Annotated in this window: 21 protein-coding genes; 10 read left to right on the forward strand and 11 right to left on the reverse strand. The window is 66.8% G+C overall.

Going from position 1 to position 23,721, the window contains the following annotated elements:
• The first annotated feature begins 37 nt into the window (after window positions 1-37).
• Genes C1A30_RS19850 through C1A30_RS19865 form a run of 4 tightly spaced genes read left to right on the forward strand, consistent with a single transcriptional unit; the run spans window position 38 to window position 5,107 of the window.
• Window positions 38-634, forward strand: coding sequence for an MspA family porin (locus tag C1A30_RS19850; protein WP_235010104.1), 597 nt, complete (start codon window positions 38-40; stop codon window positions 632-634).
• Entirely contained in the window at window positions 631-978 is a 348-nt protein-coding gene (locus C1A30_RS35405; protein ID WP_142392632.1) for a hypothetical protein, read from the forward strand. Before C1A30_RS19850 ends, C1A30_RS35405 begins: the two co-directional genes overlap by 4 nt.
• A 44-nt stretch (window positions 979-1,022) precedes the next feature.
• Window positions 1,023-3,818 carry a phosphoenolpyruvate carboxylase gene (gene ppc, locus C1A30_RS19860; RefSeq protein ID WP_101949842.1) on the forward strand — a complete coding sequence of 932 codons (2,796 nt, stop codon included), beginning with the start codon at window positions 1,023-1,025 and terminating at the stop codon, window positions 3,816-3,818.
• Window positions 3,819-3,829: 11 nt separating this feature from the next.
• Window positions 3,830-5,107 (forward strand): amidohydrolase family protein, encoded by a 1,278-nt coding sequence (locus C1A30_RS19865; RefSeq protein WP_101949843.1) that lies wholly within the window; start codon window positions 3,830-3,832, stop codon window positions 5,105-5,107.
• Here the strand turns inward: C1A30_RS19865 and C1A30_RS19870 are convergent.
• From C1A30_RS19870 to tkt, 6 genes are all read right to left on the reverse strand, one after another.
• Window positions 5,076-5,447 carry an ATPase gene (locus C1A30_RS19870; RefSeq protein WP_101949844.1) on the reverse strand — a complete coding sequence of 124 codons (372 nt, stop codon included), beginning with the start codon at window positions 5,445-5,447 and terminating at the stop codon, window positions 5,076-5,078. The genes C1A30_RS19865 and C1A30_RS19870 overlap by 32 nt on opposite strands.
• A gap of 95 nt (window positions 5,448-5,542) precedes the next feature.
• On the reverse strand, window positions 5,543-6,283 hold the full coding sequence (gene pgl / locus C1A30_RS19875; RefSeq protein WP_101949845.1) for a 6-phosphogluconolactonase: 741 nt from the start codon (window positions 6,281-6,283) through the stop codon (window positions 5,543-5,545).
• The gene (gene opcA, locus C1A30_RS19880; protein WP_101949846.1) at window positions 6,280-7,191 is read right to left on the reverse strand and encodes a glucose-6-phosphate dehydrogenase assembly protein OpcA; all 912 of its coding nucleotides are present in this window, start codon (window positions 7,189-7,191) and stop codon (window positions 6,280-6,282) included. The genes pgl and opcA overlap by 4 nt, the downstream gene beginning before the upstream one ends.
• A complete protein-coding gene (gene zwf / locus C1A30_RS19885; RefSeq protein WP_101949847.1) occupies window positions 7,192-8,718 on the reverse strand; it encodes a glucose-6-phosphate dehydrogenase in 1,527 nt (508 codons plus the stop codon).
• Window positions 8,715-9,836, reverse strand: coding sequence for a transaldolase (gene tal / locus C1A30_RS19890; RefSeq protein ID WP_200828379.1), 1,122 nt, complete (start codon window positions 9,834-9,836; stop codon window positions 8,715-8,717). Before tal ends, zwf begins: the two co-directional genes overlap by 4 nt.
• A gap of 12 nt (window positions 9,837-9,848) precedes the next feature.
• Window positions 9,849-11,939, reverse strand: a complete 2,091-nt coding sequence (gene tkt / locus C1A30_RS19895; protein ID WP_101949849.1) for a transketolase — start codon at window positions 11,937-11,939, stop codon at window positions 9,849-9,851.
• A gap of 176 nt (window positions 11,940-12,115) precedes the next feature.
• Between tkt and C1A30_RS19900 the strand changes: the two genes are divergently transcribed.
• Window positions 12,116-13,048, forward strand: a complete 933-nt coding sequence (locus tag C1A30_RS19900) for a heme o synthase (protein WP_101949850.1) — start codon at window positions 12,116-12,118, stop codon at window positions 13,046-13,048.
• On the opposite strand, the gene C1A30_RS19905 is transcribed toward C1A30_RS19900, so the two are convergent.
• Entirely contained in the window at window positions 13,037-14,008 is a 972-nt protein-coding gene (locus C1A30_RS19905) for a quinone oxidoreductase (RefSeq protein WP_101949851.1), read from the reverse strand. The genes C1A30_RS19900 and C1A30_RS19905 overlap by 12 nt on opposite strands.
• An 18-nt stretch (window positions 14,009-14,026) precedes the next feature.
• Here C1A30_RS19905 and C1A30_RS19910 point away from each other — a divergent pair, with 18 nt between their 5' ends.
• Window positions 14,027-14,965 carry a RimK family alpha-L-glutamate ligase gene (locus C1A30_RS19910; protein WP_101950336.1) on the forward strand — a complete coding sequence of 313 codons (939 nt, stop codon included), beginning with the start codon at window positions 14,027-14,029 and terminating at the stop codon, window positions 14,963-14,965.
• On the opposite strand, the gene C1A30_RS19915 is transcribed toward C1A30_RS19910, so the two are convergent.
• The 4 genes from C1A30_RS19915 to mptB all read right to left on the reverse strand — a co-directional run bounded on the left by C1A30_RS19915 (window position 14,915) and on the right by mptB (window position 19,444).
• On the reverse strand, window positions 14,915-15,826 hold the full coding sequence (locus C1A30_RS19915) for a heme A synthase (protein WP_101950335.1): 912 nt from the start codon (window positions 15,824-15,826) through the stop codon (window positions 14,915-14,917). The genes C1A30_RS19910 and C1A30_RS19915 overlap by 51 nt on opposite strands.
• A gap of 173 nt (window positions 15,827-15,999) precedes the next feature.
• Window positions 16,000-16,773: an ABC transporter permease gene (locus C1A30_RS19920; protein WP_101949852.1), complete on the reverse strand. Its 774-nt coding sequence runs from the start codon at window positions 16,771-16,773 to the stop codon at window positions 16,000-16,002.
• Window positions 16,770-17,684: an ABC transporter ATP-binding protein gene (locus tag C1A30_RS19925; RefSeq protein WP_200828380.1), complete on the reverse strand. Its 915-nt coding sequence runs from the start codon at window positions 17,682-17,684 to the stop codon at window positions 16,770-16,772. Before C1A30_RS19925 ends, C1A30_RS19920 begins: the two co-directional genes overlap by 4 nt.
• Window positions 17,685-17,731: 47 nt before the next feature.
• The gene (gene mptB / locus C1A30_RS19930; protein WP_101949854.1) at window positions 17,732-19,444 is read right to left on the reverse strand and encodes a polyprenol phosphomannose-dependent alpha 1,6 mannosyltransferase MptB; all 1,713 of its coding nucleotides are present in this window, start codon (window positions 19,442-19,444) and stop codon (window positions 17,732-17,734) included.
• 24 nt (window positions 19,445-19,468) lie between these two features.
• On the opposite strand from mptB, the gene C1A30_RS19935 reads away from it, so the two are divergent.
• Genes C1A30_RS19935 through sufC form a run of 4 tightly spaced genes read left to right on the forward strand, consistent with a single transcriptional unit; the run spans window position 19,469 to window position 23,720 of the window.
• On the forward strand, window positions 19,469-20,284 hold the full coding sequence (locus C1A30_RS19935) for a metalloregulator ArsR/SmtB family transcription factor (RefSeq protein WP_101949855.1): 816 nt from the start codon (window positions 19,469-19,471) through the stop codon (window positions 20,282-20,284).
• Entirely contained in the window at window positions 20,281-21,726 is a 1,446-nt protein-coding gene (sufB, locus tag C1A30_RS19940; protein WP_101949856.1) for a Fe-S cluster assembly protein SufB, read from the forward strand. The genes C1A30_RS19935 and sufB overlap by 4 nt, the downstream gene beginning before the upstream one ends.
• Before the next feature lie 57 nt (window positions 21,727-21,783).
• Window positions 21,784-22,956, forward strand: coding sequence for a Fe-S cluster assembly protein SufD (sufD, locus tag C1A30_RS19945; protein ID WP_369974140.1), 1,173 nt, complete (start codon window positions 21,784-21,786; stop codon window positions 22,954-22,956).
• Window positions 22,953-23,720 (forward strand): Fe-S cluster assembly ATPase SufC, encoded by a 768-nt coding sequence (gene sufC, locus C1A30_RS19950; protein WP_101949857.1) that lies wholly within the window; start codon window positions 22,953-22,955, stop codon window positions 23,718-23,720. The genes sufD and sufC overlap by 4 nt, the downstream gene beginning before the upstream one ends.
• Window position 23,721: the final 1 nt, after the last annotated feature.

A 23,721-nucleotide genomic window follows, 5' to 3' on the forward strand; every position in this document is an offset into this window, starting at 1 on the left:
CGTGCCCAGACTTCTTCGTGCTGGCGCGGTCGGTTTCGTGCTTCTCTGCCTCGGTGACGGGGTGGCAGCGGCTGACCCGCTGCCGGTTGCCGACGTCACGCAGTCCGCAGTCACCGACGATGGCTGGCACCTGAGTGCGGCGCTGACCCGGATGACCATCAACTCCGTGCCGAACATGGCCGCCACCGCCTTCACCAGGGAGGGATTCGTCACCGGAAAAGCCGAGGCCACCATCGACGGCAACGGCAGCAGCGCAGTGAACTCCGGCACATTGGTGTTCGGTCTGCAGTTGGGCTGCCAGGTCGACCTCAGCGAGGGCGGCAGCGTCGGTGTCGACGCCGACGCGGGCATCAGCCCCGGCTTCAACGGCGGAAACCTGCTCAACGTCATCGGCCCGTACGCCGATATCGGCGGCAACGCGTCGATCAATCTGCTGCCCGGCAACATCACGAATCTCGGACTTGGCAAAAAGGAGCTCAAGGGTCGAAGCGGCGAAATCGTCGTGCACGACGCGCACGTCAAAGTGGATGGCTGCGGAGGACAGGTGGCCGTGCGGTTCTTCGCGACCGCGATGATCGACACCGACAAGTCCGACGACAGCGTGAACACCTACGGCGACATCCTCACGATATGAGTGCCGTCCGGATATGGCTTGCGGCAGCGGCGCTTTCGACCGTCGCTGGCTTCGTCCCGATCGCGATCGCGAACGCCGACTGCACCACGCCCGGTGACTTCGGAGCCGGCTCCGGATGTGCGCCTCCGTCGTCGGGATCGGGCAACGCCGAGAGTTGGCCGCCGACATCGGTGGACTGGCCGCCGCAATTGAAGTCGGACTCCGACTCCGACAGCGACGACAAGGACGCGGGGTCGAAATCGAAGACGCCGATCGTCATGCCGTACGGAGAAAAACCCCCGCCCGCGACGACGAGCACGAGTACGAGCGCGAAACCGACCCCGATCGTCGTGCCGCAGCACTAGGGCCTCGCCATGCAGCCTTGTGCGCCCCCGTCGATACTTGTCAGATGGCTGAAGGACCCGACGTCGCGCTCGCACCGATCGGTTCGGTGCGGCGCACCCAGGTTGGCCGTGAGGCCACCGAGCCGATGAGGGAGGACATCCGGCTGCTCGGCACCATCCTGGGCGACACGGTCAGGGAGCAGAACGGCGAAGAAGTGTTCGACCTCGTCGAGCGGGCCCGCGTCGAATCGTTCCGGGTGCGGCGCTCGGAAATCGACCGGGCCGAACTGGCGCGGCTGTTCGACGGCATCGACGTCCGGTTGGCCGTCCCCGTCATCCGGGCGTTCACCCACTTCGCGCTGCTGGCCAACGTTGCCGAGGACATCCACCGCGAACGCCGCAGAGCCGCTCACATCGCGGCAGGCGACCCGCCGCAGAACAGCACCCTGGCCGCCACCTACCTCAAACTCGACGCCGCCGGCCTTGATTCGGTCACGGTCGCCGAGGCGCTGACCGGAGCGTTGGTGTCGCCGGTGATCACCGCGCATCCCACCGAGACGCGACGCCGCACGGTGTTCGACGCCCAGCACCGGATCACCGAGCTGATGCGGCTGCGCCTGCACGGCCACACCGAGACCGAGGACGGCCGCGACATCAACCGCGAGTTGCGCAGACACATCTTCACGCTGTGGCAGACCGCGCTGATCCGGTTGTCGCGGTTGAAGATTCAGGACGAGATCGAAACAGGCCTGCGTTACTACCAGGCCGCGTTCCTGGACGTCATCCCGAAGGTCAACGCGGAGGTGCGGACCGCGTTACAGGCGCGCTGGCCCGACGCGCACCTGCTCGAGCAGCCGATCCTGCGGCCCGGTTCGTGGATAGGCGGTGACCGCGACGGCAATCCGAACGTGACCGCCGACGTGGTTCGGCAGGCCACCGGCAGGGCCGCCTACACCGCGCTGGAACACTACTTCAGCGAAATCACCGCGCTGGAACAGGAACTGTCGATGTCGGCGCGGTTGGTGAAGATCAGCGACGAACTCCAGGAACTGGCAGGCGACTGCGACGAGCCGGTGCGCGCCGACGAACCGTACCGTCGCGCGATGCGCGTCATCCACGGCCGACTCACCGCGACGGCGGCCGAAATCCTGGACGTCCAGCCCGAGCACGAGCTGGACCTCGGTCTCGAGCGCTATCAGACGCCCGCCGAACTGCTCGCCGACCTCGACGTCGTCGACCGGTCGTTGCGCGCCAACGGCAGCGCGGTGCTCGCCGACGATCGGCTGGCAAGGTTGCGGGAAGCGGTGCACGCCTTCGGTTTTCACCTGTCCGGTCTCGATCTGCGACAGAACTCCGACGTGCACGAGGAGGTCGTCGCCGAACTCCTGGCGTGGGCCGGTGTGCACCCCGACTACCGCTCGCTGTCCGAGCCGGACCGTGTCGAGTTGCTGGCCGCCGAATTGGCCACTCGGCGGCCGCTGACGAAAGCGGACGCAGAGCTGTCGGAGCTGGCCCGCAAGGAACTCGACATCGTCGGCGCTGCCGCCCGCGCGGTTCGCGTGTTCGGCGCTCAGGCGGTACCCAACTACATCATTTCGATGTGCCAATCGGTTTCGGACATGCTCGAGGCGGCGATCCTGCTCAAGGAGGCGGGGTTGCTCGATGTCTCGAGCGACGAGCCGTACGCCCCTGTCGGGATCGTGCCGTTGTTCGAGACGATCGACGATCTGCAGCGCGGCTCGTCGATTCTCGAAGCGGTGCTTGACCTTCCGCTGTACCGCGCGGTGGTGAACTCGCGCGGTGACAGCCAGGAAGTGATGCTCGGCTACTCCGACTCCAACAAGGACGGCGGCTACCTGGCCGCGAACTGGGCGCTGTACCGGGCCGAGTTGGATCTGGTGGAGTCCGCGCGCAAGACCGGAATTCGGTTGCGGCTGTTCCACGGTCGCGGTGGGACGGTTGGTCGTGGTGGCGGGCCGAGTTACGACGCCATCCTGGCCCAACCGCCCGGCGCGGTGAACGGGTCGCTGCGGCTGACCGAACAGGGTGAGGTGATCGCCGCGAAGTACGCCGAACCGCGGATCGCCCACCGCAACCTCGAGACGCTGTTGGCCGCGACGCTGGAGGCCACCCTGCTCGACGTCGAAGGCCTCGGCGATGCGGCCGGTCCCGCGTACGAAGTGCTGGACGACGTCGCGGCGAGGGCGCAGCGTGCCTACGCCGAACTGGTCCATGAGACACCGGGTTTCGTCGAGTACTTCAAGGCGTCGACGCCGGTCAGCGAGATCGGGTCGCTGAACATCGGCAGCAGGCCGACGTCGCGTAAGCCGACGACGTCGATCTCCGATCTGCGTGCCATCCCCTGGGTGCTGGCGTGGAGCCAGTCGCGGGTGATGCTGCCCGGCTGGTACGGCACCGGCACGGCGTTCGAGACGTGGATCGGCGAGGACGACGGTCGATTGGAAGTGTTGCAGGACCTGTATCGCCGGTGGCCGTTCTTCCGCACCGTGCTGTCGAACATGGCGCAGGTGATGTCCAAGGCCGACATGGGATTGGCGGCGCGCTACTCCGAACTCGTCGACGACGAGGCGCTGCGCAAGAGGGTGTTCGACAAGATCGTCGACGAACACGACCGCACCATCCGCATGCACAAATTGATCACCGGCCACGACGACCTGCTGGCCGACAACCCGGCGCTGGCCCGGTCGGTGTTCAACCGCTTCCCGTATCTGGAACCGCTGAATCATCTGCAGGTGGAACTGTTGCGGCGGTACCGGTCCGGAGACGACGCAGACTTGGTCAGGCGGGGCATCTTGCTGACCATGAGCGGGTTGGCCACCGCGTTGCGCAACAGCGGCTAACCTCGTCAGGCATGGGTCGGCTACTGATCAAGAATGTCCGGATCTTCGACGGTTTGACCGACCATCTCTTCGCAGGCCATGTCCTGATCGACGGGACGAAGGTCGCCGCCGTCGAGAGATCACCCATCGCGGAGGACGCGAACACCGTCGTGATCGACGGCGCCGACAGGGTGCTGATGCCTGGCATGAGCGACGCGCACGTGCACCTGATGGGGATGGCGAACACCATGTTCGACATGATGCTGGCGTCTGAGTCGCAGTTGATCGCAAGCACCCTCGCCCGCGCCAAGGACACCTTGCTGCGTGGTTTCACCACGGTTCGCGACATGGCCGGTGACACGGCAGGCATCAAGAATGTCATCGACGGCGAACCGGCGCTCGGACCGCGGATCTATCCCAGCCAGGCGGCGATCTCGCAGACCGCAGGGCACGGTGACTTCGGACTGGTTGACGACAGGCCCACCGCGCTGGGTGGCGGGGAGTCCCGAGCCGAGCAGATCGGCATGATGCGTGTCGCGGACGGCGAAACCCGCGTGCTCGCAGCGGTGCGTGAGCAGCTTCGCCGAGGTGCCTCGCAGATCAAACTGATGACGGGTGGCGGCGTGGCCTCGGCGTACGACCCCCTGTACACCTTGCAGTTCACCCCGCGAGAACTTCGCGCCGCGGTCGACGCCGCAACGGATTACGGCACCTACGTCGCCACCCACGTGTACACCGTTGCGGGAATCCACCGTGCCGTCGATGCGGGCGTGCAGTCCATCGAGCACGGCCACCTGGCCGACGAACCGACAATCGCGATGCTCGCCGAGCGCGACGTCTGGCTGTCGACCCAGCCGTTCGCCGAACACGACCACAACTTCCCCAACCCCGAGAACGCCGAGAAGAACCGCGAGATCTGCACCGGCACCGACCGGCTGTACGCCTGGGCGCGCAAGCACGGCGTCAAGACGGCGTGGGGGACCGACCTGCTCTTCGAGCCCGAACACGCGGGCAGGCAGAGCGAGATGATGACCCGGCTCGGCGACTACATGACCAACGTCGAGGCGCTGAAGATGGTGACGTCGGGTAATGCCAGCCTGTTCCGGCTTGCGGGCGAACGCGACCCGTACCAAGCGGCCAGGCTCGGCGAGATCAGCGTCGGCGCATGGGCGGACGTCCTGCTCATCGACGGTGATCCGACCACGGATCTCGGGTTGTTGTCGGATCCCGCGAAGAACATCGCCGTCGTCGTGAAGGACGGCACCGTGGTCAAGAACGTCACAGACCGGTGGACCGGCGCACCCGATTGACGACGCCGCGCACCGCGGATTCGGTCGCGGCGATCGGTGCGACGGCGGCCTCACCGAGATCGACGATGCGCTCGACGCGCGCCACGATGCCTTCCAACCGGTCGACCATCGCGAACAGCCGAGGCGCGAGTTCGTTGATCTGATTGATCGTCTCGTTGAACCGCTCGAGGGTGGCGTCAAGGGTGGCTGTCGAGTTGTTCAGGTCTACGAGCGTCTCCCCGAGGCCCTCGAGGATCGTGTCGACCTGCTCCACCGTGACATCGGCGTTGAGCGCCGCCTGGGCGAGCTTGCGGATCCTTTCGGGTCCAGTGCGCACCGGTTTGCCGCCCTTGTCTGCCATGAGGGTCATTATGACCACACCGGCGCCGCCCCGCGAGACTACGGTTTGTGACGGAAAACCCGGCGAAATTCGTCATCTTGCGTAGTCTCGGCGCGCTACGAGAGCTTGGAAGCGGCGTCCTCGTCGAGTAGCCACACCGTCTCGTCGCGGCCGACGGCACCGGCCGCGGGCACGTCCACCGGGTCGGCGCCGCCGATGGCCGCTGCCACCGCATCGGCCTTGCCTGCACCGGACACCACGAGCCAGACTTCCCGCGACCGCTGAATTGCAGGGAGCGTCAAGGTGATCCGCTGCGGCGGCGGCTTGGGGGAGTCCGGTACGCCGAGCACCAGTCGGTCGGTCTCCCGCACCGCCGCGGTATCGGGGAACAGCGAGTTGATGTGCCCCTCGGGTCCCATCCCGAGCAGGTGCACGTCGAAAACCGGTGCCGGCTCTCCGGCTTCGGCGTTCGCCGCCAGCACCTGGGCGTAGTCGGCTGCCGCGGCGTCCAGGTCGTCGCCGAACGCGGCACCGCTCGCCGCCATCGGATGCACGTTGGCGGCCGGGATGTCGATGTGGTCGAGCAGCGCCTCGCGGGCCTGCTTGTAGTTGCGCTCATCGTCGTCTTCCGGCACGAACCGGTCGTCGCCCCAGTAGAAGTGCACTCTGGACCAATCGATCTGATCGCCGTGTTCGGCCAACCGCTTCAGCAACCCGATCCCGGTGCCGCCGCCCGTCAAGACGATGGACGCCCGGCCACGGAACTGGATCACCGAGGTGATCTGCTGGGCCAGTCGGTCGCCCACCGCCGCGACGAGCGCGTCCGTGTCCGGATATCTGTGCACCGACACACTCATACGTATTGCACTTTCTCGATGCCCTGCAATGCCTCGTGGTAGATCTCGTCGGCGTCGAGCCTGCGCAGGTCCTCGGCGAGGCATTCCTTTGCCTCCCTGCGTGCCAACGGAATTCGCGCCTCCGGCCTGCTGGTGCGGGTCAGGGTTGCGGTGACGCCCGTCTGCGGCCGCCGCAGCGTGATCGTCTCGCTCTTGCGGACCAGTTCCACCTTCAGTTCGCCGACCGCGCGCTGCACCGGACCGTCGATGCGCTCGGCGAGCCAGCCCGCGAGCACGTCCAGCGAGGGTTCGTCCTTCAGGCCCGACACCAGCGCCGAGGTGATCGGCTCGTGGGGTTCCTGGTCCACTGCCGACGCCAGCAGCGCTCGCCAGTAGGTGATGCGGGCCCACGCCAGATCGGTGTCGCCCGAGGTGTAGCCCTGCAGACGACTCTTGATGGCGGCCATCGGGTCGGCGCAGTCGGTGGCATTCGTGATGCGCCGAACTGCTAACCGGCCCAACGGATCTTGAGCGGGCACGTCGGGGCCGCCAGCCGGCCACCATGCCACCACGGGGGTGTCGGGCAGCAGGAACGGGAGCACCACGCTGTTGGCGTGGTCGGCCAGTGGGCCGTGCAGGCGCAGCGACACCACCTCACCGGCACCCGCGTCCGCACCCACCCGCAATTGCGCGTCGAGTCGCGGTTCGGTGGCGTCCCGGTCACCGGGCACCACCACGATCACCCGGCACGGATGTTCGCGGCTCGCGAAGTTGGCCGCCTCGATCGAATCCTCGAGGAGGTCGTCGGAGTGCAGCGAGATCACCAGCGTGAGCACCCGGCTCAACGTGATGGCGCCACCCTCTTCACGCAGGCCGGTGATCTTCTTGTTGATGTCGTTGGTGGTCGTGTCAGGCAGGTCGACAATCATTTAAGGCCGCCTCCATTCCCTGCCCATGCGATGCATCATCTCGTCGGCTGACGCGGGGCCCCACGTGCCTGACTCATATGCATCCGGCTTGCCGTTCGACGCCCAGAAGTCGAGCACCGGATCCAATATTTCCCAGGAGAATTCGACCTCCCGGTTCACCGGGAACAGCGACGGCTCACCGAGTAGCACGTCGAGGATCAACCGCTCGTAGGCCTCGGGGGAGTCCTCGGCGAACGCCGAACCGTAGGAGAAGTCCATGTTGACGTCGCGGACCTCCATGGCACTGCCGGGCACCTTGGAGCCGAACCTGGTGGTGATGCCCTCGTCGGGCTGCACCCGGATCACCAACGCGTTCTGGCCGAGTTCCTCGGTCATCGTCTTGTCGAACGGCAGGTGCGGTGCCCGCTTGAAGATCAGCGCAATCTCAGTGACCCTGCGCCCCAAGCGTTTTCCGGTCCGGAGGAAGAACGGCACACCCGCCCAGCGACGGGTGTCGATCTCCAGCGTGATCGCCGCGTACGTCTCGGTGGTCGAGTCCTTCGAGAACCCGTCCTCCTCGAGCAGCCCCACCACCTTCTCGCTGCCCTGCCAGCCCGCCGAGTACTGGCCGCGCGCGGTGGTCTGATCGAACGGCTGCATCGGCTGGGTCGCCGACAACACCTTGATCTTCTCGGCCTGCAACTCGTGCGGGCTGAAGCTGACCGGCTCCTCCATTGCAGTCAGCGCCATCAACTGGATGAGGTGGTTCTGGATGACATCGCGGGCCGCGCCTACGCCGTCGTAATAGCCGCCGCGACCACCAAGGCCGATGTCCTCGGCCATGGTGATCTGCACGCTGTCGACGTAGTTGTTGTTCCAGATCGGCTCGTACAATTCGTTCGCGAACCGCAACGCCAGGATGTTCTGGACGGTCTCCTTGCCCAGATAGTGGTCGATGCGGAACACCGCTTCCTCGGGGAAGACGCTGTTCACCACCTCGTTGAGCTCGCGCGCGCTGGCCAGGTCGTGCCCGAACGGCTTCTCGATGACGACCCGGCTCCACCGGCCTTGCTGTGGACGTGCCAGACCTGATTGCTGCAGCTGCTCGCACACTTCCTGAAAAGCCTTGGGCGGGATGGACAAATAGAACGCGTGGTTGCCGCCCGTGCCCCGCTCGGCGTCCAGCTTGTCGAGCTGCTCGGCGAGCTTGCCGAACGACGCGGGGTCGTCGAAGTTACCCTGCACGAACCGGATACCCTCCGCCAGGCGATCCCAGACCTCCTGGCGAAACGGCGTACGGGCGTGCTGCTTCACACTTTCCAGCACGACGTCGGCGAAAGCCTCGTGGCTCCAATCCCTTCTGCCGAACCCGACCAGTGCGAACGTGGCAGGCAGTAGGCCGCGGTTCGCGAGGTCATAGATAGCAGGCATCAGCTTCTTGCGGGCGAGATCGCCTGTGACGCCGAAGATCACCACGCCGCAGGGACCAGGGATCCGCGGCATCCGCTTGTCGCGTTTGTCGCGAAGCGGATTGTGCCAATCCGTCATTTCTTGGCGGCGTCGAGCTGATCCTGCGTCGCCTCGAGCAACTCGAGCCACGACTTCTCGAACTTTTCCACGCCCTCGTCCTCGAGCAGCCTGAACACGTCCGGCAGGTCGATACCGATGCCGGCCAACTCGTCGAACAGCGCCTTGGCCGCACCGGCGGTCCCGGTCACCGTGTCGCCGGTGATGACGCCGTGATCGGCTACCGCGTCAATTGTCTTCTCCGGCATGGTGTTCACGGTGTTGGGCGCGACCAGTTCGGTCACGTACAGCGTGTCGGAATACTCCGGGTTCTTGACGCCGGTGGACGCCCACAGTGGCCGCTGCACCCGCGCGCCATCGGCCTTGAGCGCCTCATAGCGCGAGCCGCCGACGAAGACTTCTTGGTAGGCCGCGTACGCCAGTCGCGCGTTGGCCACGCCGGCCTTGCCGCGCAATGCCAACGCTTCCTCGCTGCCGATCTTCTCCAGCCGCTTGTCGATCTCGGTGTCGACGCGGGAAACGAAGAATGACGCCACGGAGTGGATCTTGGACAGGTCGTGGCCCGCTTCCTTCGCCTTTTCCAGGCCGGCCAGGTAGGCGTCCATCACGAGACGGTGCCGCTCGACGGAGAAGATCAGCGTCACGTTCACCGAAATGCCTTCTGCGATAACGGCGGTGATCGCAGGCAGACCCGCCATCGTGGCCGGGATCTTGATCAGCAGGTTCGGCCGGTCGACGATCTTCCACAGTTCGATCGCCTGCAGGATCGTCTTGTCGGTGTCGTGCGCCAGCCGCGGATCCACCTCGATGGACACCCGGCCGTCGACGCCATCGGACTGCTCGTACTGCTTGGCCAGCACGTCACACGCGTTGCGGACGTCGTCGGTGGTGACGGTGCGGATGGTGGCGTCGACGTCGGCGCCGCGCTCGGCGAGCTCTTTCACCTGGTCGTCGTAGGCGTGGCCCGCCGAAAGCGCGGCCTGGAAGATCGACGGGTTGGTGGTCACGCCGACCACGCACTTGGTGTCGATCAACTCCTGCAGGTTGCCGGTCTGCAGGCGGTCGCGGGACAGGTCGTCAAGCCATACCGAGACGCCTGCGGCGGATAGGGCTGCAAGATTGGGATTCTGAGCCATGATCGGTCCTTTTCTCTAGTTGTCCAGTGCTCGTTCCGCGGCGGCCACTACAGCTTCTGGGGTGAAGCCGAACTCGCGGAACAGCGTCTTGTCGTCGGCAGACTCGCCGTAGTGTTCGATCGAGACGATCTCGCCGGTGTCGCCGACCAGCTTGTACCAGCTCTGCGCCACTGCGGCTTCGACGGCGACGCGTGCCGACACGGCCGGGGGAAGCACGCTGTCGCGGTATTCCGCCGGCTGCGATTCGAACCATTCGACGCACGGCATCGACACCACGGTTGCGGTGATTCCCTTGTCCGCCAAGATCTTCTGTGCGGCCACCGCCAACTGCAGCTCGGACCCGGTGCCGATCAGCACCACGTCGGGGTCGTCATCAGGAGTGCCGCCGAGGACGTAGCCGCCCTTGGCCACACCGTCAGCGCTGGTGCCCTCCAACACCGGGATGCCCTGTCGGGTCAGGATCAAACCGACCGGACCGCTCTTCGCGCCGCGCGCCAGGATGGTGCGCCACGCGTAGGCCGTCTCGTTCGGGTCGCCAGGCCGCACCACCGACAGGTTCGGGATGGCCCGCAGTGCCGCCAGGTGTTCGATCGGCTGGTGGGTGGGGCCGTCCTCGCCGAGCCCGATCGAGTCATGCGTCCAGATGTAGATGGTGTCGATGTTCATCAGCGACGCCAACCGCACCGCGGGCCGCATGTAGTCGGAGAACTGCAGGAACGTGCCTCCGAACGCGCGGGTCGGTCCGTGCAGCACGATGCCGGACAGGATCGATCCCATCGCGTGCTCGCGGACGCCGAAGTGCAACACGCGGCCGTACGGATCGGCGGTGAACTCCCTGGTGGAGATCGACGGCGGGCCGAACGACTTCACGCCCTTGATGGTGGTGTTGTTGCTGCCCGCGAGATCCGCTGAGCCGCCCCACAATTCGGGCAACTTCGGGGCCACGTCGTTGAGCACCTGACCGAATGCGGCGCGGGTGGCCAGCGGTTTGGAACCCGGCTCCCAATAGGTCAGGTCGGAATCCCAGCCGTCGGGCAGCTGCTGTGCGGTCAGCCGGTCCAGCAGCGCCTTACGCTCCGGCTCACGCTGCGCCCACGCGTCGAACTCGCTCTGCCACTTCTCGTGTGCTTCCTTGCCGCGGGCCACCAGCTTGCGCGTGTGCTCGATGACCTCGTCGCTCACCTCGAACGACTTGTCCGGGTCGAAACCGAGGATCTTCTTGACCGCGGCCACTTCCTCGGCGCCGAGGTCGGCGCCGTGCGCCTTGCCGGTGTTCATCAGATTGGGCGCCGGGTAGCCGATGATCGTGCGCAGCGAGATGAACGACGGCTTGTCGGTGACGGCCTTGGCCTGCTCAATGGCCTGCTGGATGCCGACGACGTTCTCGCCGCCCTCGACCTCCTGTACGTGCCAGCCGTAGGCCCGGTAGCGGGCGGCGGTGTCCTCGCTCAGCGCGATGTCGGTGTCGTCCTCGATGGAGATCTCGTTGTGGTCGTAGAACACGATCAGGTTGCCCAGCTGTTGGGTGCCCGCCAGCGACGACGCCTCGCTGGTGACGCCCTCCTCGATGTCGCCATCCGAGGCGATCACATAGATGAAGTGGTCGAACGGGCTGGTGCCCGGGGCCGCGTCGGGGTCGAACAGGCCGCGTTCGTAGCGCGACGCCATCGCCATGCCGACCGCCGACGCCAGGCCCTGGCCCAGCGGTCCGGTGGTGATCTCAACGCCCTTGGTGTGGCGGAACTCCGGATGGCCCGGAGTCTTGCTCTTCCAGGTGCGCAACGACTCGATGTCGCCCAATTCCAGTCCGAAGCCGCCGAGGTACAGCTGGATGTACAACGTCAGGCTGGAATGTCCGGCGGACAACACGAAGCGGTCGCGGCCCAACCAGTGCACGTCGCTGGGGTCGTGGCGCATCACCCGCTGGAAGAGGGTGTATGCCAGGGGGGCCAGGCTCATCGCTGTACCGGGGTGACCGTTGCCGACCTTGTGCACCGCGTCCGCGGCCAACACTCTGACGGTGTCCACTGCCCGCGAGTCCAGCTCGGTCCAGTCGTCGGGGTGATGCGGCCGGGTCAGGGCAGAGATCTCGTCGAGAGTGGTCACGTGGCGAACTCCTTGTCGAGGGTGCGGTTCCGCTAGCTGCTTGTCTAGAAAACACCCTAGTGCGGGAGAGTCATCCGATGCAGCGGCGTGGGGGACGATTAGGAAGGCGTTTACACGCGGTCTACCATCGTCTGTAGTAGACGCCGCGTGCGGCGGCGACCCTGAGGAGTATTTGCGTGAGAATTCGCGAAGGCAGCCTTGTCGAAGGGTCGCCGAATCGAATCCGCAACAAGTTCCTCGGCTACCTTGCACTGACCAAGCCCAGGGTGATCGAGCTGCTGCTCGTCACCACGATCCCGGCGATGCTGCTGGCCCACCGCGGCTCGGTCGATCCGCTGCTGATCGCCAACACACTGTTCGGCGGGTTGCTGGCGGCCGCGGGCGCCAACACGCTGAACTGTGTCGCCGACGCCGACATTGACAAGAAGATGAAGCGGACCTCCCGTCGGCCGCTGGCCAGGGACACCGTGCCGCGCAGTCATGCGCTGGTCTTCGGGCTCGCGCTGTCGGTGGGGTCGTTCTTCTGGTTGTGGTGGACGACCAACATGCTGTCCGCGCATCTGGCGGGCGCCACCATCGCGTTCTACGTGCTGGTCTATACCCTGCTGCTGAAGCGGCGCACGTCGCAGAACGTGGTATGGGGCGGCGCCGCGGGGTGCATGCCGGTGATGATCGGCTGGTCGGCGGTCACCGGAACCATCCAGTGGCCCGCGCTGGTGATGTTCGCGATCATCTTCTTCTGGACGCCTCCCCACACCTGGGCGCTGGCCATGCGCTACAAGGAGGACTACCAGGCGGCCGGCGTGCCGATGCTGCCCGCCGTGGCCACCGAGCGGCAGGTCACCAAGCAGATCCTGGTCTACACCTGGCTGACCGTGCTGGCGACGCTGGCGCTGGCGTTGGCAACGGGCTGGCTGTACGCGTCGGTGGCCATCCTGGCGGGCGCCTGGTTCCTGGTGATGGCGCATCAGTTGTACGCCGGTGTGCGGCGCGGTGAGCCGGTGAAGCCGCTGCGGCTGTTCCTGCAATCGAACAACTATCTCGCCGTGGTGTTCCTGGCGCTCGCGGTGGATTCCGCGCTCGACCTGCCTCGGCTGTTAGGGCACTAACACCACCGATCCGACGGTCTTTCGGCCCTGCAGATCGCGGTGCGCCTGCTCGGCGTTCTCCAGCTGGTAGTGCTCGCTGACCATGATGTTGAGGGTGCCCGAGGCGATCGCATCGAGCAGTTCGCCTGCCCGCCAAGCAAATTCATCGGGCGTCCGGGTGTGGTGCACAAGCGTGGGTCTGGTCAGGAACAGCGAACCGGCGGCGTTGAGCCGCTGCGGGTCGAACGGGGGCACCGGACCGCTGGACGCGCCGAACAGCGCGACCGTGCCGCGGATCCGGCAACTGGCCAGGCTCGCCTCGAATGTGTCCGCGCCGACACCGTCGTAGACCGCGGCGACACCGCCGTCGGTCAGGTCCTTGATCGTGGCGCCGAACGCCTCGGGGTCGTCCGGATAACCGAGCACCTCGACGGCGCCCGCCTTGCGCGACAGTTCGCGCTTCTCGGGCGTCGACACCGTGGTGATCACCCGCACGGCGAGACTGGTGGCCCACTGGGTCAAGATCAGCCCGACGCCGCCTGCGCCCGCGTGTACCAGCACGGCGTCGCGCTCCTGCACCGGATACGTCGACTTGATGAGATAGTGCGCCGTCATGCCCTTCAGCAGCGACGCGGCGGCCACGTCAGCGGTGACGCCGTCGGGCACGTAAGCGCAGAAATCGGCTGGGGCGACACAATATTCGGCATATGCGCCGACGGCCTGCGCGGTGACGACGCGGTCCCCGACGCTCAATGCTGCGACGTCGTCGCCGACCTCCTCGACCGTGCCGCACACCTCGGTGCCCAGCACGAACGGCAGTTCCCGCGGATACAGCCCCGACCGGAAGTACGTGTCGATGAAGTTCACCCCGATGGCTTCGGCCTTGATCAGCACCTGACCCGGCCCGGGCGAGGGCTTGTCGGTGTCGACGTAGTTGAGCACTTCGGGTCCGCCGGTCTCGGCGACTTGGATGGCCTTCATGCTGTCTATCCTGCCAAGGTGAAGCTCGCAAAGCCCGACGTGTTCCATCCCCGCATCGTGCTGGCCGCCTGTCCGGCGTTGCCGGAGGGCGACGGCGACGACAACGGGCTGGTGGCGGCGCTGCGCCAACGCGGGCTGCACGCGCGCTGGCTGTCCTGGGACGATCCGGGCACCCTCGACGCGGATCTGGTGATCCTGCGCGCGGCGTGGGACTACATCGACCGGCTCGACGAATTCCTCCGGTGGACGCGGCAGGTGGCCAACCTGCTCAACGCGCCTGAGGTGGTGCGGTGGAACACCGACAAGCGTTACCTCGCCGACCTGGCCGGCGCAGGCGTGCCGACGGTGCCGAGCCGATTCTTCGCGCCGGGGGAGCAGGTCGCGTTGCCAACGGGCGAAGTGGTGGTCAAGCCGGCGATCGGTGCGGGTTCGGTTGGGGCGCTGCGGTTCACCGATCACGACCAGGCGCGCGCGCATGCTGCGGCCCTGCAGGCGGAGGGGCGCGACGTGCTGGTGCAGCCCTACGACCGCCGGATCAAGCACGGTGAAACGGCGTTGGTGTTCATCGGCGGCGAGCAGTCGCACGCGTTCACCAAGGGCCCGATCCTGCCGCCGCCCGGCGAGGCCCCGGTGTTCGACGAGTCGGGCACCTACGCGGAGGAGACGCTGACCCCCGCGGATCCCGACTTCGAGTTGTGGGAACTCGGGCACGCGGCGTTGGCGGCGGCGGCCGATCACCTCGGCATCACAACCGCGGAGTTCCTGTATGCGCGTGTCGATGTGATCGGGGACCGGCGTGACGCGCACGTCCTCGAGGTCGAGTTGGTCGAGCCGTCGCTGGGCTGGCGCCAGTTGGACGCGGCGACGAGGACGCGACAGCAGCGGCAGTTCGCGCTCGGCGTTGAGTCAGCCCTCGAGCGGTTGGGGCTTGGACCGCTCTCGCATCGACGCCCATAGCGCGGCGGTTGCGGCGGTGCAGGCCGCCGCGCCGAGCACGTGCACGGCCACCAGCCCGGCGGGCACACCGGTGAAGAACTGCACCGTGCCGACGAGCCCCTGTGCGACGACGAGCGCCAGCAGCACGCCCAACCGCTGCATGACGGGACGTGGCGCGTGCACGGCGAGCAGGCCGAAGCCGAGGGCGAACAGCAGCGCGAGATAGGCGACGAGCAACGACGAGTGCGCATGCACCAGCGCGGTGATCTCGATGTGCAGCCGCGGCACCGGCTGGGTGATGCTCTTGTCGCCGGCATGCGGTCCCGCGCCTGTCACCAGTGTGCCGCTGACGAGCTGGGCCGCCAGCACCACTGCGGTCAGAACGGTCAACTGCCGCAACGGCTTTGGGACGACCGGCGTCGAGACACCATCGTCGGGCTCACCGATCTTGACGTACAGCAGCACCGACAGCCACACCATCGTCATCGACGCCAGCAAGTGAATGGCGACGGTCCACCACAGCAGCCCTGTCAACACGGTGATGCCGCCGATCACGGCCTGCACCACCGTCGATGCCGGCATCAGCCACGCGTAGATCAGCACCTCGCGGCGACGGCGGGCCCGTGTCACGGCAAGCACCGCCAGCACCGCCGTCAACACCACGAGAAACGTGATCATCCGGTTGCCGAACTCGACGGCCTGATGGACGACCGCGACCTCGGCGTGCGGGACGGGGACGAAGCTGCCTGGGAAACACTGCGGCCAGGTCGGGCAGCCAAGACCCGACGCGGTCACGCGCACGATGGCGCCAGTCACCGCGATGCCGCCCTGGGTCAGGATGACGGCGGCAGCGATGATGCGCTGAACCCGCAGGCTCGGCATGGGCAGCAGGTCGACCAGTCGCAGAAATGCGCGTCGCACGCTCCGATGGTAGAGGACCGCAACTACAGCCCGTAGTAGCGGGTTGCTTCGTCGAGTGGCCAGTTGGGACACGCTCCGATGCGATTTGCGTGCGTTAACTGGCCACTGGGCGACGGCAGCGCTGATGCGCCCGGTCAGGTGAAGCGGAACCAGCGCAGCGCGCATAGCGCCGCGACCGCGCCCCACGCCGCGAGCACCGCGATCCCGAACCAGTCCACAGACAGCGTCATCGCCTGTGACAACGCTTCGGTCAGCGCTCCCGACGGCGTCAACCGGGCCACCCACTGCACGCCGTGCGGCACCATCCCGCCCTCCAGCGTCAGCGCGCCTAGTCCGGCGAAGACGAACCACAACAGGTTGGCAATCGCCAGCACGATCTCCGCCTTGAGCGTGCCGCCGAGCAACAGGCCGAGCGCCGCGAAGCCCGCGGTGCCGAGCGCGATGATCACCGCACCGAGCGCAAGGCCCAGGACGTGTGGCCGCCAACCGAGGGCAAACCCGATGACGCCCAGCAGGATTGACTGCAGAAACACCACGGTGACCACGGCCAGCGACTTGCCCGCGATGATGCCCCAGACCGGCAGCGCCGTGGCGCCCAGTCGCTTCAGCGCCCCGTAGCGCCGGTCGAACGCCACCGCGATGGCCTGTCCGGTGAACGCCGTCGAAATCACCGCCAGCGCCATGATCGCAGGCACGAACGTCGCCGCCCGGTTCGGCCCGAACGAGCCCAGCGGCAGCAGCGTCAACCCGACCAGCAGCGTGATCGGGATGAACATGGTGAGCAGCAACTGTTCGCCGTTGCGCAGCAACAGCTTGAGTTCGAGGCCGAACTGCGCGGCCAACATCTTCTGCACCGTCGCAGGTCGCGGATCAGGCGAAAACGTCCCCGGCGCAAACAGATTCGTCATGAGCGCAGCTCCCTGCCGGTCAGATCGAGGAAAACGTCCTCCAGGCTGCGCTGCTCGACGCGCATGTCGGTCGCGAGCACGTCGAGGCGTGCGCACCACGCGGTGACCGTGGCAAGCACCTGAGGATCGATGTGGCCCTCGACCAGATATTCGCCCGGCGAGGTCTCCGTCGCCTGGTAGCTTTCCGGCAGCGCCGAAATCAGCAGCGACAGGTCGAGCATCCGCGGCGCGCGGAACCGCAACTGGTTCTCGGCGCCGCTGCGCATCAACTCCGCGGGTGTACCCGTGGCCACGGCAACGCCGTGGTCGATGATCACGATCCGGTCGGCCAACTCCTCGGCCTCGGTCAGCTGATGCGTGGTCAACACCACGGTGACGCCGTCGCGACGCAGGCCGTTGATCAACTCCCACACCACGATTCGCGCGTGCGCGTCCATGCCCGCTGTCGGCTCGTCGAGAAACACCAACTCGGGCCTGCCCACCACCGCGCACGCCAGCGCCAGCCGCTGTTGTTGTCCGCCGGAGAGCCGACGGTAGGTGGTGCGGGCCGCCTCGGTCAGACCGAGGGTGTCCATCAGCCACTGCGGGTCCAGCGGGTTGGCCGCGTACGACGCGACCAGGTTCAGCATTTCGCCCGCCCTTGCCGCGGGATATCCGCCGCCGCCCTGCAGCATCACCCCGATGCGCTCACGCACCCGGGCGTTGTCGGCGAACGGGTCAAGTCCGAGGATCTCGATGCTGCCCGCGTCGGGCTTGAGGAAGCCCTCGCACATCTCCACCGTGGTGGTTTTGCCCGCGCCGTTGGGGCCGAGCAGCGCCAGCACTTCGGCGGCATTGACGTCGAGGTCGAGTTCGGAGACGGCGGTCGTCGACCCGTACCGCTTGATCACGCCGCGCAGACGCACGGGCACGGCCGACGAGCGCTCGCGCGAGGAGCCAACGGCACTGGACTCGGAGGTCACGGGGATTCAGCGTAAGCGCCCGGCTTGGCAGCCTGCGCTGCCGGTATTACAGGTTCGACGATTTGCGCTGCTGGTTCCGGCGGCCGGGGGCCCGCATCGGGTAGCTTCCGCCACGGCAGCCGGTAGTAGGTGATGCCGATCAAGATCAGCACGATCAACGTGCTGGCGATCACCGCGAGCAGGATCTGGAACAGCGTGAACCGGTCACCGTTGGCGGTCGGGCCGAAGATGCCGACCACGAGGGTGACGACGATCGTCGCGGTGCGGAACGGCGGCCGGGTGGCCCACGCGGCCAGCGGGATCACCGCCCACAGCACGTACCACGGCTGCACTACCGGGAACAGCAGCACGGTCATCCCCAGCGCAACGCCCAGTCCGCCGACCGGGTGCAGGCGACCGCGCAGCACCGCGAGCAGCAGGAACGTGACGACGATCGCGATCGTGAACACGCCGATCGCGCGGGTCAGCCCCAGCACCGCGGTGGTGTGGTCGCCGAGGCCGAGCAGGATGCCGACCTGTCCGGTGCCCAGCGCCAACAACGTCGGCAACGACATCCAACTGCGGACCACGTTGGCGGTGCCGAGAGTGAACAGCCAGCCGAAGCCCAGCCCGCTGGCCCAGCCGATCAACGCCATCACGACCACCGAGACCGCGGTCAGCGAACCGCCTGCGATCAGGAACGCTTTGACGGTGCCGCCCCAGCGGCACGCCAACGCCATCGCGACGAAACCCAGCGCCAGCAGCGACGGCAACTTCACCTGCGACGACAACGTGATCAGCACGATGCCCAGCAGCAGATTCGCCATCGGCTGCCAGCGCGCCCAGCCGTCGCGGCCATGCGGCCAGGCCAGGGGTTTGGGTAGCAGCGGGTTGACGGCGTCGATGCCGCGCAGCGCGTATTCCGTGCCTGCCAGCATCAGCCCCAGCATCAGCGCCTCGTTGTGAATGCCGGCGACCAGATGCATGATCAGCAGCGGATTCGCCGCACCCAGCCACAGCGCGCTTACCTCGGCGACGCCGCAGCGGCGAGCCAGTCGGGGCACGGCCCAGACGATCATGCCGACGCCGATCAGCACCACGATCCGGTGGCACAGCACCGCCGCGACGATATTCTCGCCCGTCAACGCCGAGATCCCCTGACCGATCCACAGGAACAGCGGCCCGTACGGCGCCGGGGTATCCCGCCACATATTCGGCACGGACAGCGTGAACACATGGTCTAGGCCGAGGCCCGGCGCGGGTCCCACGCGATACGGGTTGAGGCCCTGCAGCGAGATCTCACTCTGCGCCAGATACGAGTAGACGTCCCTGCTGTACATCGGCGGCGCGATCAACAGCGGCAGCACCCACAACAGCAACGTGCGGTCGAGTTGGCTGCGCGTCATCCGCCGGTCGCCGAGGGTGAAGCGGCCGAGCATCAGCCAGGCCAACGCCATCATCACCGCACCCGTGGTGGTCATCGTCAGCGACACCGTCTGGATGCGTGACGGCAGGTTCAGCAGTCGCACGCCGAACGTCGGATCCTGCACCACCGGCCTGGCGCCGACGCCGAGCGCGCCGATGGCCATCAACACCGTGCCGGTGGCCCCGAACAGGCGGGTCCGCCGGAACGCGATCAACTCGGCGTCGTTCAGCGGGGAGCCGACAGCGCGTTCGTCGCCGTGCCATCCGGCAATCGACGTGCTGAGGGACCGCAGGCGCCACGCCATCCCAGCAGCGTAGCCGCCACGGATATGGTTCCCGTCACCGTAAGGGGACCCTTGCTTTACCGGGTTTCGGAATTCCGTCACAATAGTGTTGTGAAATTCAGTCCGGAGGCTGGAGCCGCGAAGGCGGCGACTTCCAGCGCTGATCGCCATACCCGTGGCGCGATCGTCCAGCTGCTGCTGGAATCCGGACCCATCACCGCCGGCGAGATCGGCGACCGTCTCGGCATCTCCGCGGCAGGGGTGCGCAGGCACCTGGACGCCTTGATGGAGGCCGGCGACGCGCAGTCCAGCGCGGCGGCGGCCTGGCAGCATCACGGACGTGGCAGGCCGGCCAAACGGTACCGGCTGACGGCCGAGGGCAGGGCCAAGCTCGAGCACAGCTACGACGACCTTGCCGTGGCCGCCATCCGCCAGCTGCGCGAGCTGGGCGGCGACGACGCCGTGCGGACGTTCGCGCGCCGCCGGATCGACAGCATCTTGTCGGGAGTAACCGACGGCCCCGCCGACGTTGAAGCGAAGGCCGACAGGGTCGCGACGGCGCTGACGAAGGCAGGCTATGTGACGTCGGTGACGCCCGTCGACGGGCCGATCCACGGCATCCAGCTGTGCCAGCATCACTGCCCGGTGTCGCACGTCGCGGAGGAGTTTCCCGAGCTATGCGAGACCGAGCGGGAAGCGTTCGCCGAGATCCTCGGCACGCACGTGCAGCGGCTGGCGACCATCGTCAACGGCGACTGCGCATGCACCACCCACGTCCCGCTGACACCCGAGAAGCCAACACCGATCCGGCGCACAGCCCGCGTCGGAAAAACCACGAGCAAGCAAGGAGCGTCGACATGACGACCACCCCCGAGGTCCACAAGGTGGGCGAACCGCTCAGCCAGGACGAGGCCATCGCCTCGCTGAGCCGGTACGGCTACGGCTGGGTGGACTCCGACGAGGCGGGCGCCAGCGCGCAACGCGGGCTGTCCGAAGCGGTGGTGCGTGACATCTCGGCCAAGAAGAACGAGCCGGAATGGATGCTCGAGACCCGGCTGCGCGCGCTGCGCACGTTCGACAAGAAGCCCATGCCGCACTGGGGTTCCAACCTCGAGGGCATCGACTTCGACAACATCAAGTACTTCGTGCGTTCCACCGAAAAGCAGGCCGCGACGTGGGACGACCTGCCGGAGGACATCCGCAACACCTACGACAAGCTCGGCATCCCCGAGGCCGAGAAGCAACGCCTGGTGTCCGGCGTCGCCGCGCAGTACGAGTCCGAGGTCGTCTACCACCAGATCCGCGAGGACCTGGAGGCGCTCGGCGTGATCTTCCTCGACACCGACACCGCGCTGAAGGAACACCCGGAGATCTTCAAGCAGTACTTCGGCACCGTGATCCCGGCGGGCGACAACAAGTTCTCCGCGCTGAACACCGCGGTGTGGTCGGGTGGTTCGTTCATCTACGTGCCAAAGGGCGTGCACGTCGACATCCCGCTGCAGGCCTACTTCCGGATCAACACCGAGAACATGGGCCAGTTCGAGCGCACCCTGATCATCGTCGACGAGGACGCCTATGTGCACTACGTCGAGGGCTGCACCGCGCCGATTTACAAGAGCGACTCGCTGCACTCCGCGGTGGTCGAGATCATCGTCAAGCCCGGCGGCCGGTGCCGCTACACGACCATCCAGAACTGGTCGAACAACGTCTACAACCTCGTCACCAAGCGGGCCCGGGCCGAGGCCGGCGCCACCATGGAGTGGGTCGACGGCAACATCGGCTCCAAGGTGACCATGAAGTACCCGGCCGTGTGGATGACCGGCGAGCATGCCAAGGGCGAGGTGCTCTCGGTGGCGTTCGCCGGTGAGGGCCAGCACCAGGACACCGGCGCCAAGATGCTGCACCTTGCGCCGAACACGTCGAGCAACATCGTGTCCAAGTCGGTGGCCCGCGCGGGCGGCCGCGCGTCCTACCGCGGCCTGGTTCAGGTCAACAAGGGGGCGCACGGTTCGAAGTCCAGCGTGAAATGCGATGCGCTGCTGGTGGATACGATCAGCCGCAGCGACACCTATCCGTACGTCGATATTCGCGAGGACGACGTCACGATGGGCCACGAGGCCACCGTGTCGAAGGTCAGCGAGGATCAGCTGTTCTATCTGATGAGCCGCGGCATGACCGAGGACGAGGCGATGGCGATGGTGGTGCGCGGCTTCGTCGAGCCGATCGCCAAGGAGCTTCCGATGGAGTACGCGCTTGAGCTCAACCGGCTGATCGAGCTGCAGATGGAAGGCGCGGTCGGCTGATGGGGCGTGGGGGCACCTCCCGCGCGAAGCGCAGGGGGACGATCGACGGGAAAAATAGTGGCTGAACTGACTACAGCTGTCGAGGGAATCAACAAGGGAGAGCTGTTCACGTCGTTCGACGTCGACGCCTTCGAGGTGCCGCACGGCCGCGACGAGATCTGGCGGTTCACCCCACTGCGCAGGCTGCGCGGGCTGCACGACGGATCCGCTGTCGCCACCGGCGCCGCGACCATCGATGTGCAGACACCCGACGGCGTCCGGGTCGACACGACCACCCGCGACGACTCCCGGCTGGGCCAAGCCGGCGTACCAGCCGACCGCGTTGCGGCACAGGCGTATTCGTCGTTCGAGTCCGCGACGCTGATCGAGATCCCCAAGGACACCGTGATCCGCGACGAGATCCAGGTGACGGTCACCGGGCCGGGCGAGGACAAGGTCGCCTACGGACATCTGCAGATCCGGGTCGGCGAACTGGCCGAAGCGGTGGTCGTCGTCGACCAGCGCGGCAGCGGAACCTACGCGGACAACGTCGAATTCGTCGTCGGCGACGCCGCCCGGTTGACGGTCGTCTCGATCGCCGACTGGGCGGACGACGCGGTGTACGTCAGCACTCATCACGCCTCGCTCGGCAAGGATGCCGTGCTGCGCCACGTCGCGGTCACCCTCGGCGGTGACGTGGTCCGGTTGACGGCGCGGACGCGGTTCTGCGCGCCCGGCGGAGACGCCGAGATGCTCGGCCTGTACTTCGCCGACGACGGCCAGCACTTCGAATCGCGACTGCTGGTCGACCACGCCCAGCCGAACTGTCGCTCCCACGTCACGTACAAGGGTGCGCTGCAAGGTGATCCGGCATCGAAGAAGCCCGACGCGCACACGGTGTGGATCGGCGACGTGCTGATCCGGGCCGAGGCCACCGGGACCGACACCTTCGAGACCAACCGCAATCTCGTGCTGACCGACGGCGCGCGCGCCGACTCGGTGCCCAACCTGGAGATCGAGACCGGCGAGATCGTCGGCGCCGGACACGCCAGTGCCACCGGGCGCTTCGACGACGAGCAACTGTTCTACTTGCAGGCCCGCGGCATCCCGGAAGATCAGGCCCGCCGCCTGGTCGTGCGCGGCTTCTTCGGCGAGATCATCGCCAAGATCGCCGTGCCCGCGGTGCGCGAACGCCTCACCGAGGCAATCGAACACGAACTTGAGCTAACCGAAGGAAACACTGCGAAATGAACACACTGGAAGTCAAGGATCTGCACGTCAGCGTCGTCTCCGCTGAGGACGGCGCCGACATCCCGATCCTCAAGGGTGTCGACCTCACCGTGAAATCGGGGGAGACCCATGCGCTGATGGGGCCCAACGGATCCGGCAAGTCCACCCTGTCCTACGCGATCGCCGGGCACCCGAAATACACGGTCACCTCCGGATCGATCACGCTCGACGGCCAGAACGTGCTCGACATGACGGTGGACGAGCGCGCCCGCGCAGGCCTGTTCCTGGCCATGCAGTACCCCGTCGAGGTGCCGGGCGTTTCGATGTCGAACTTCCTGCGCACGGCGGCCACCGCGGTGCGCGGTGAAGCACCGAAGCTGCGGCACTGGGTCAAAGAGGTCAAGGCCGCGATGGAAGGCCTCGAGATCGACCCGTCGTTCTCCGAACGCAGTGTCAACGAAGGCTTTTCGGGTGGCGAGAAGAAGCGCCACGAGATCCTGCAGCTGTCACTGCTGAAGCCGAAGATCGCGATTCTCGACGAGACCGACTCCGGCCTCGACGTCGACGCGCTGCGCGTCGTCAGCGAAGGCGTCAACCGCTACGCCGAAGCGGAGCACGGCGGCGTTCTGCTGATCACGCACTACACCCGCATCCTCCGCTACATCAGGCCGCAGTTCGTGCACGTCTTCGTCGGCGGACGCATCGTCGAGTCCGGCGGTCCCGAACTGGCCGACGAGCTCGAAGAGAACGGATACGTGCGCTTCACCCAGGCGGTCGGAGCCTGAC

The sequence above is a fragment of the Mycobacterium sp. 3519A genome (genome assembly GCF_900240945.1).
Taxonomy (GTDB): domain Bacteria; phylum Actinomycetota; class Actinomycetes; order Mycobacteriales; family Mycobacteriaceae; genus Mycobacterium.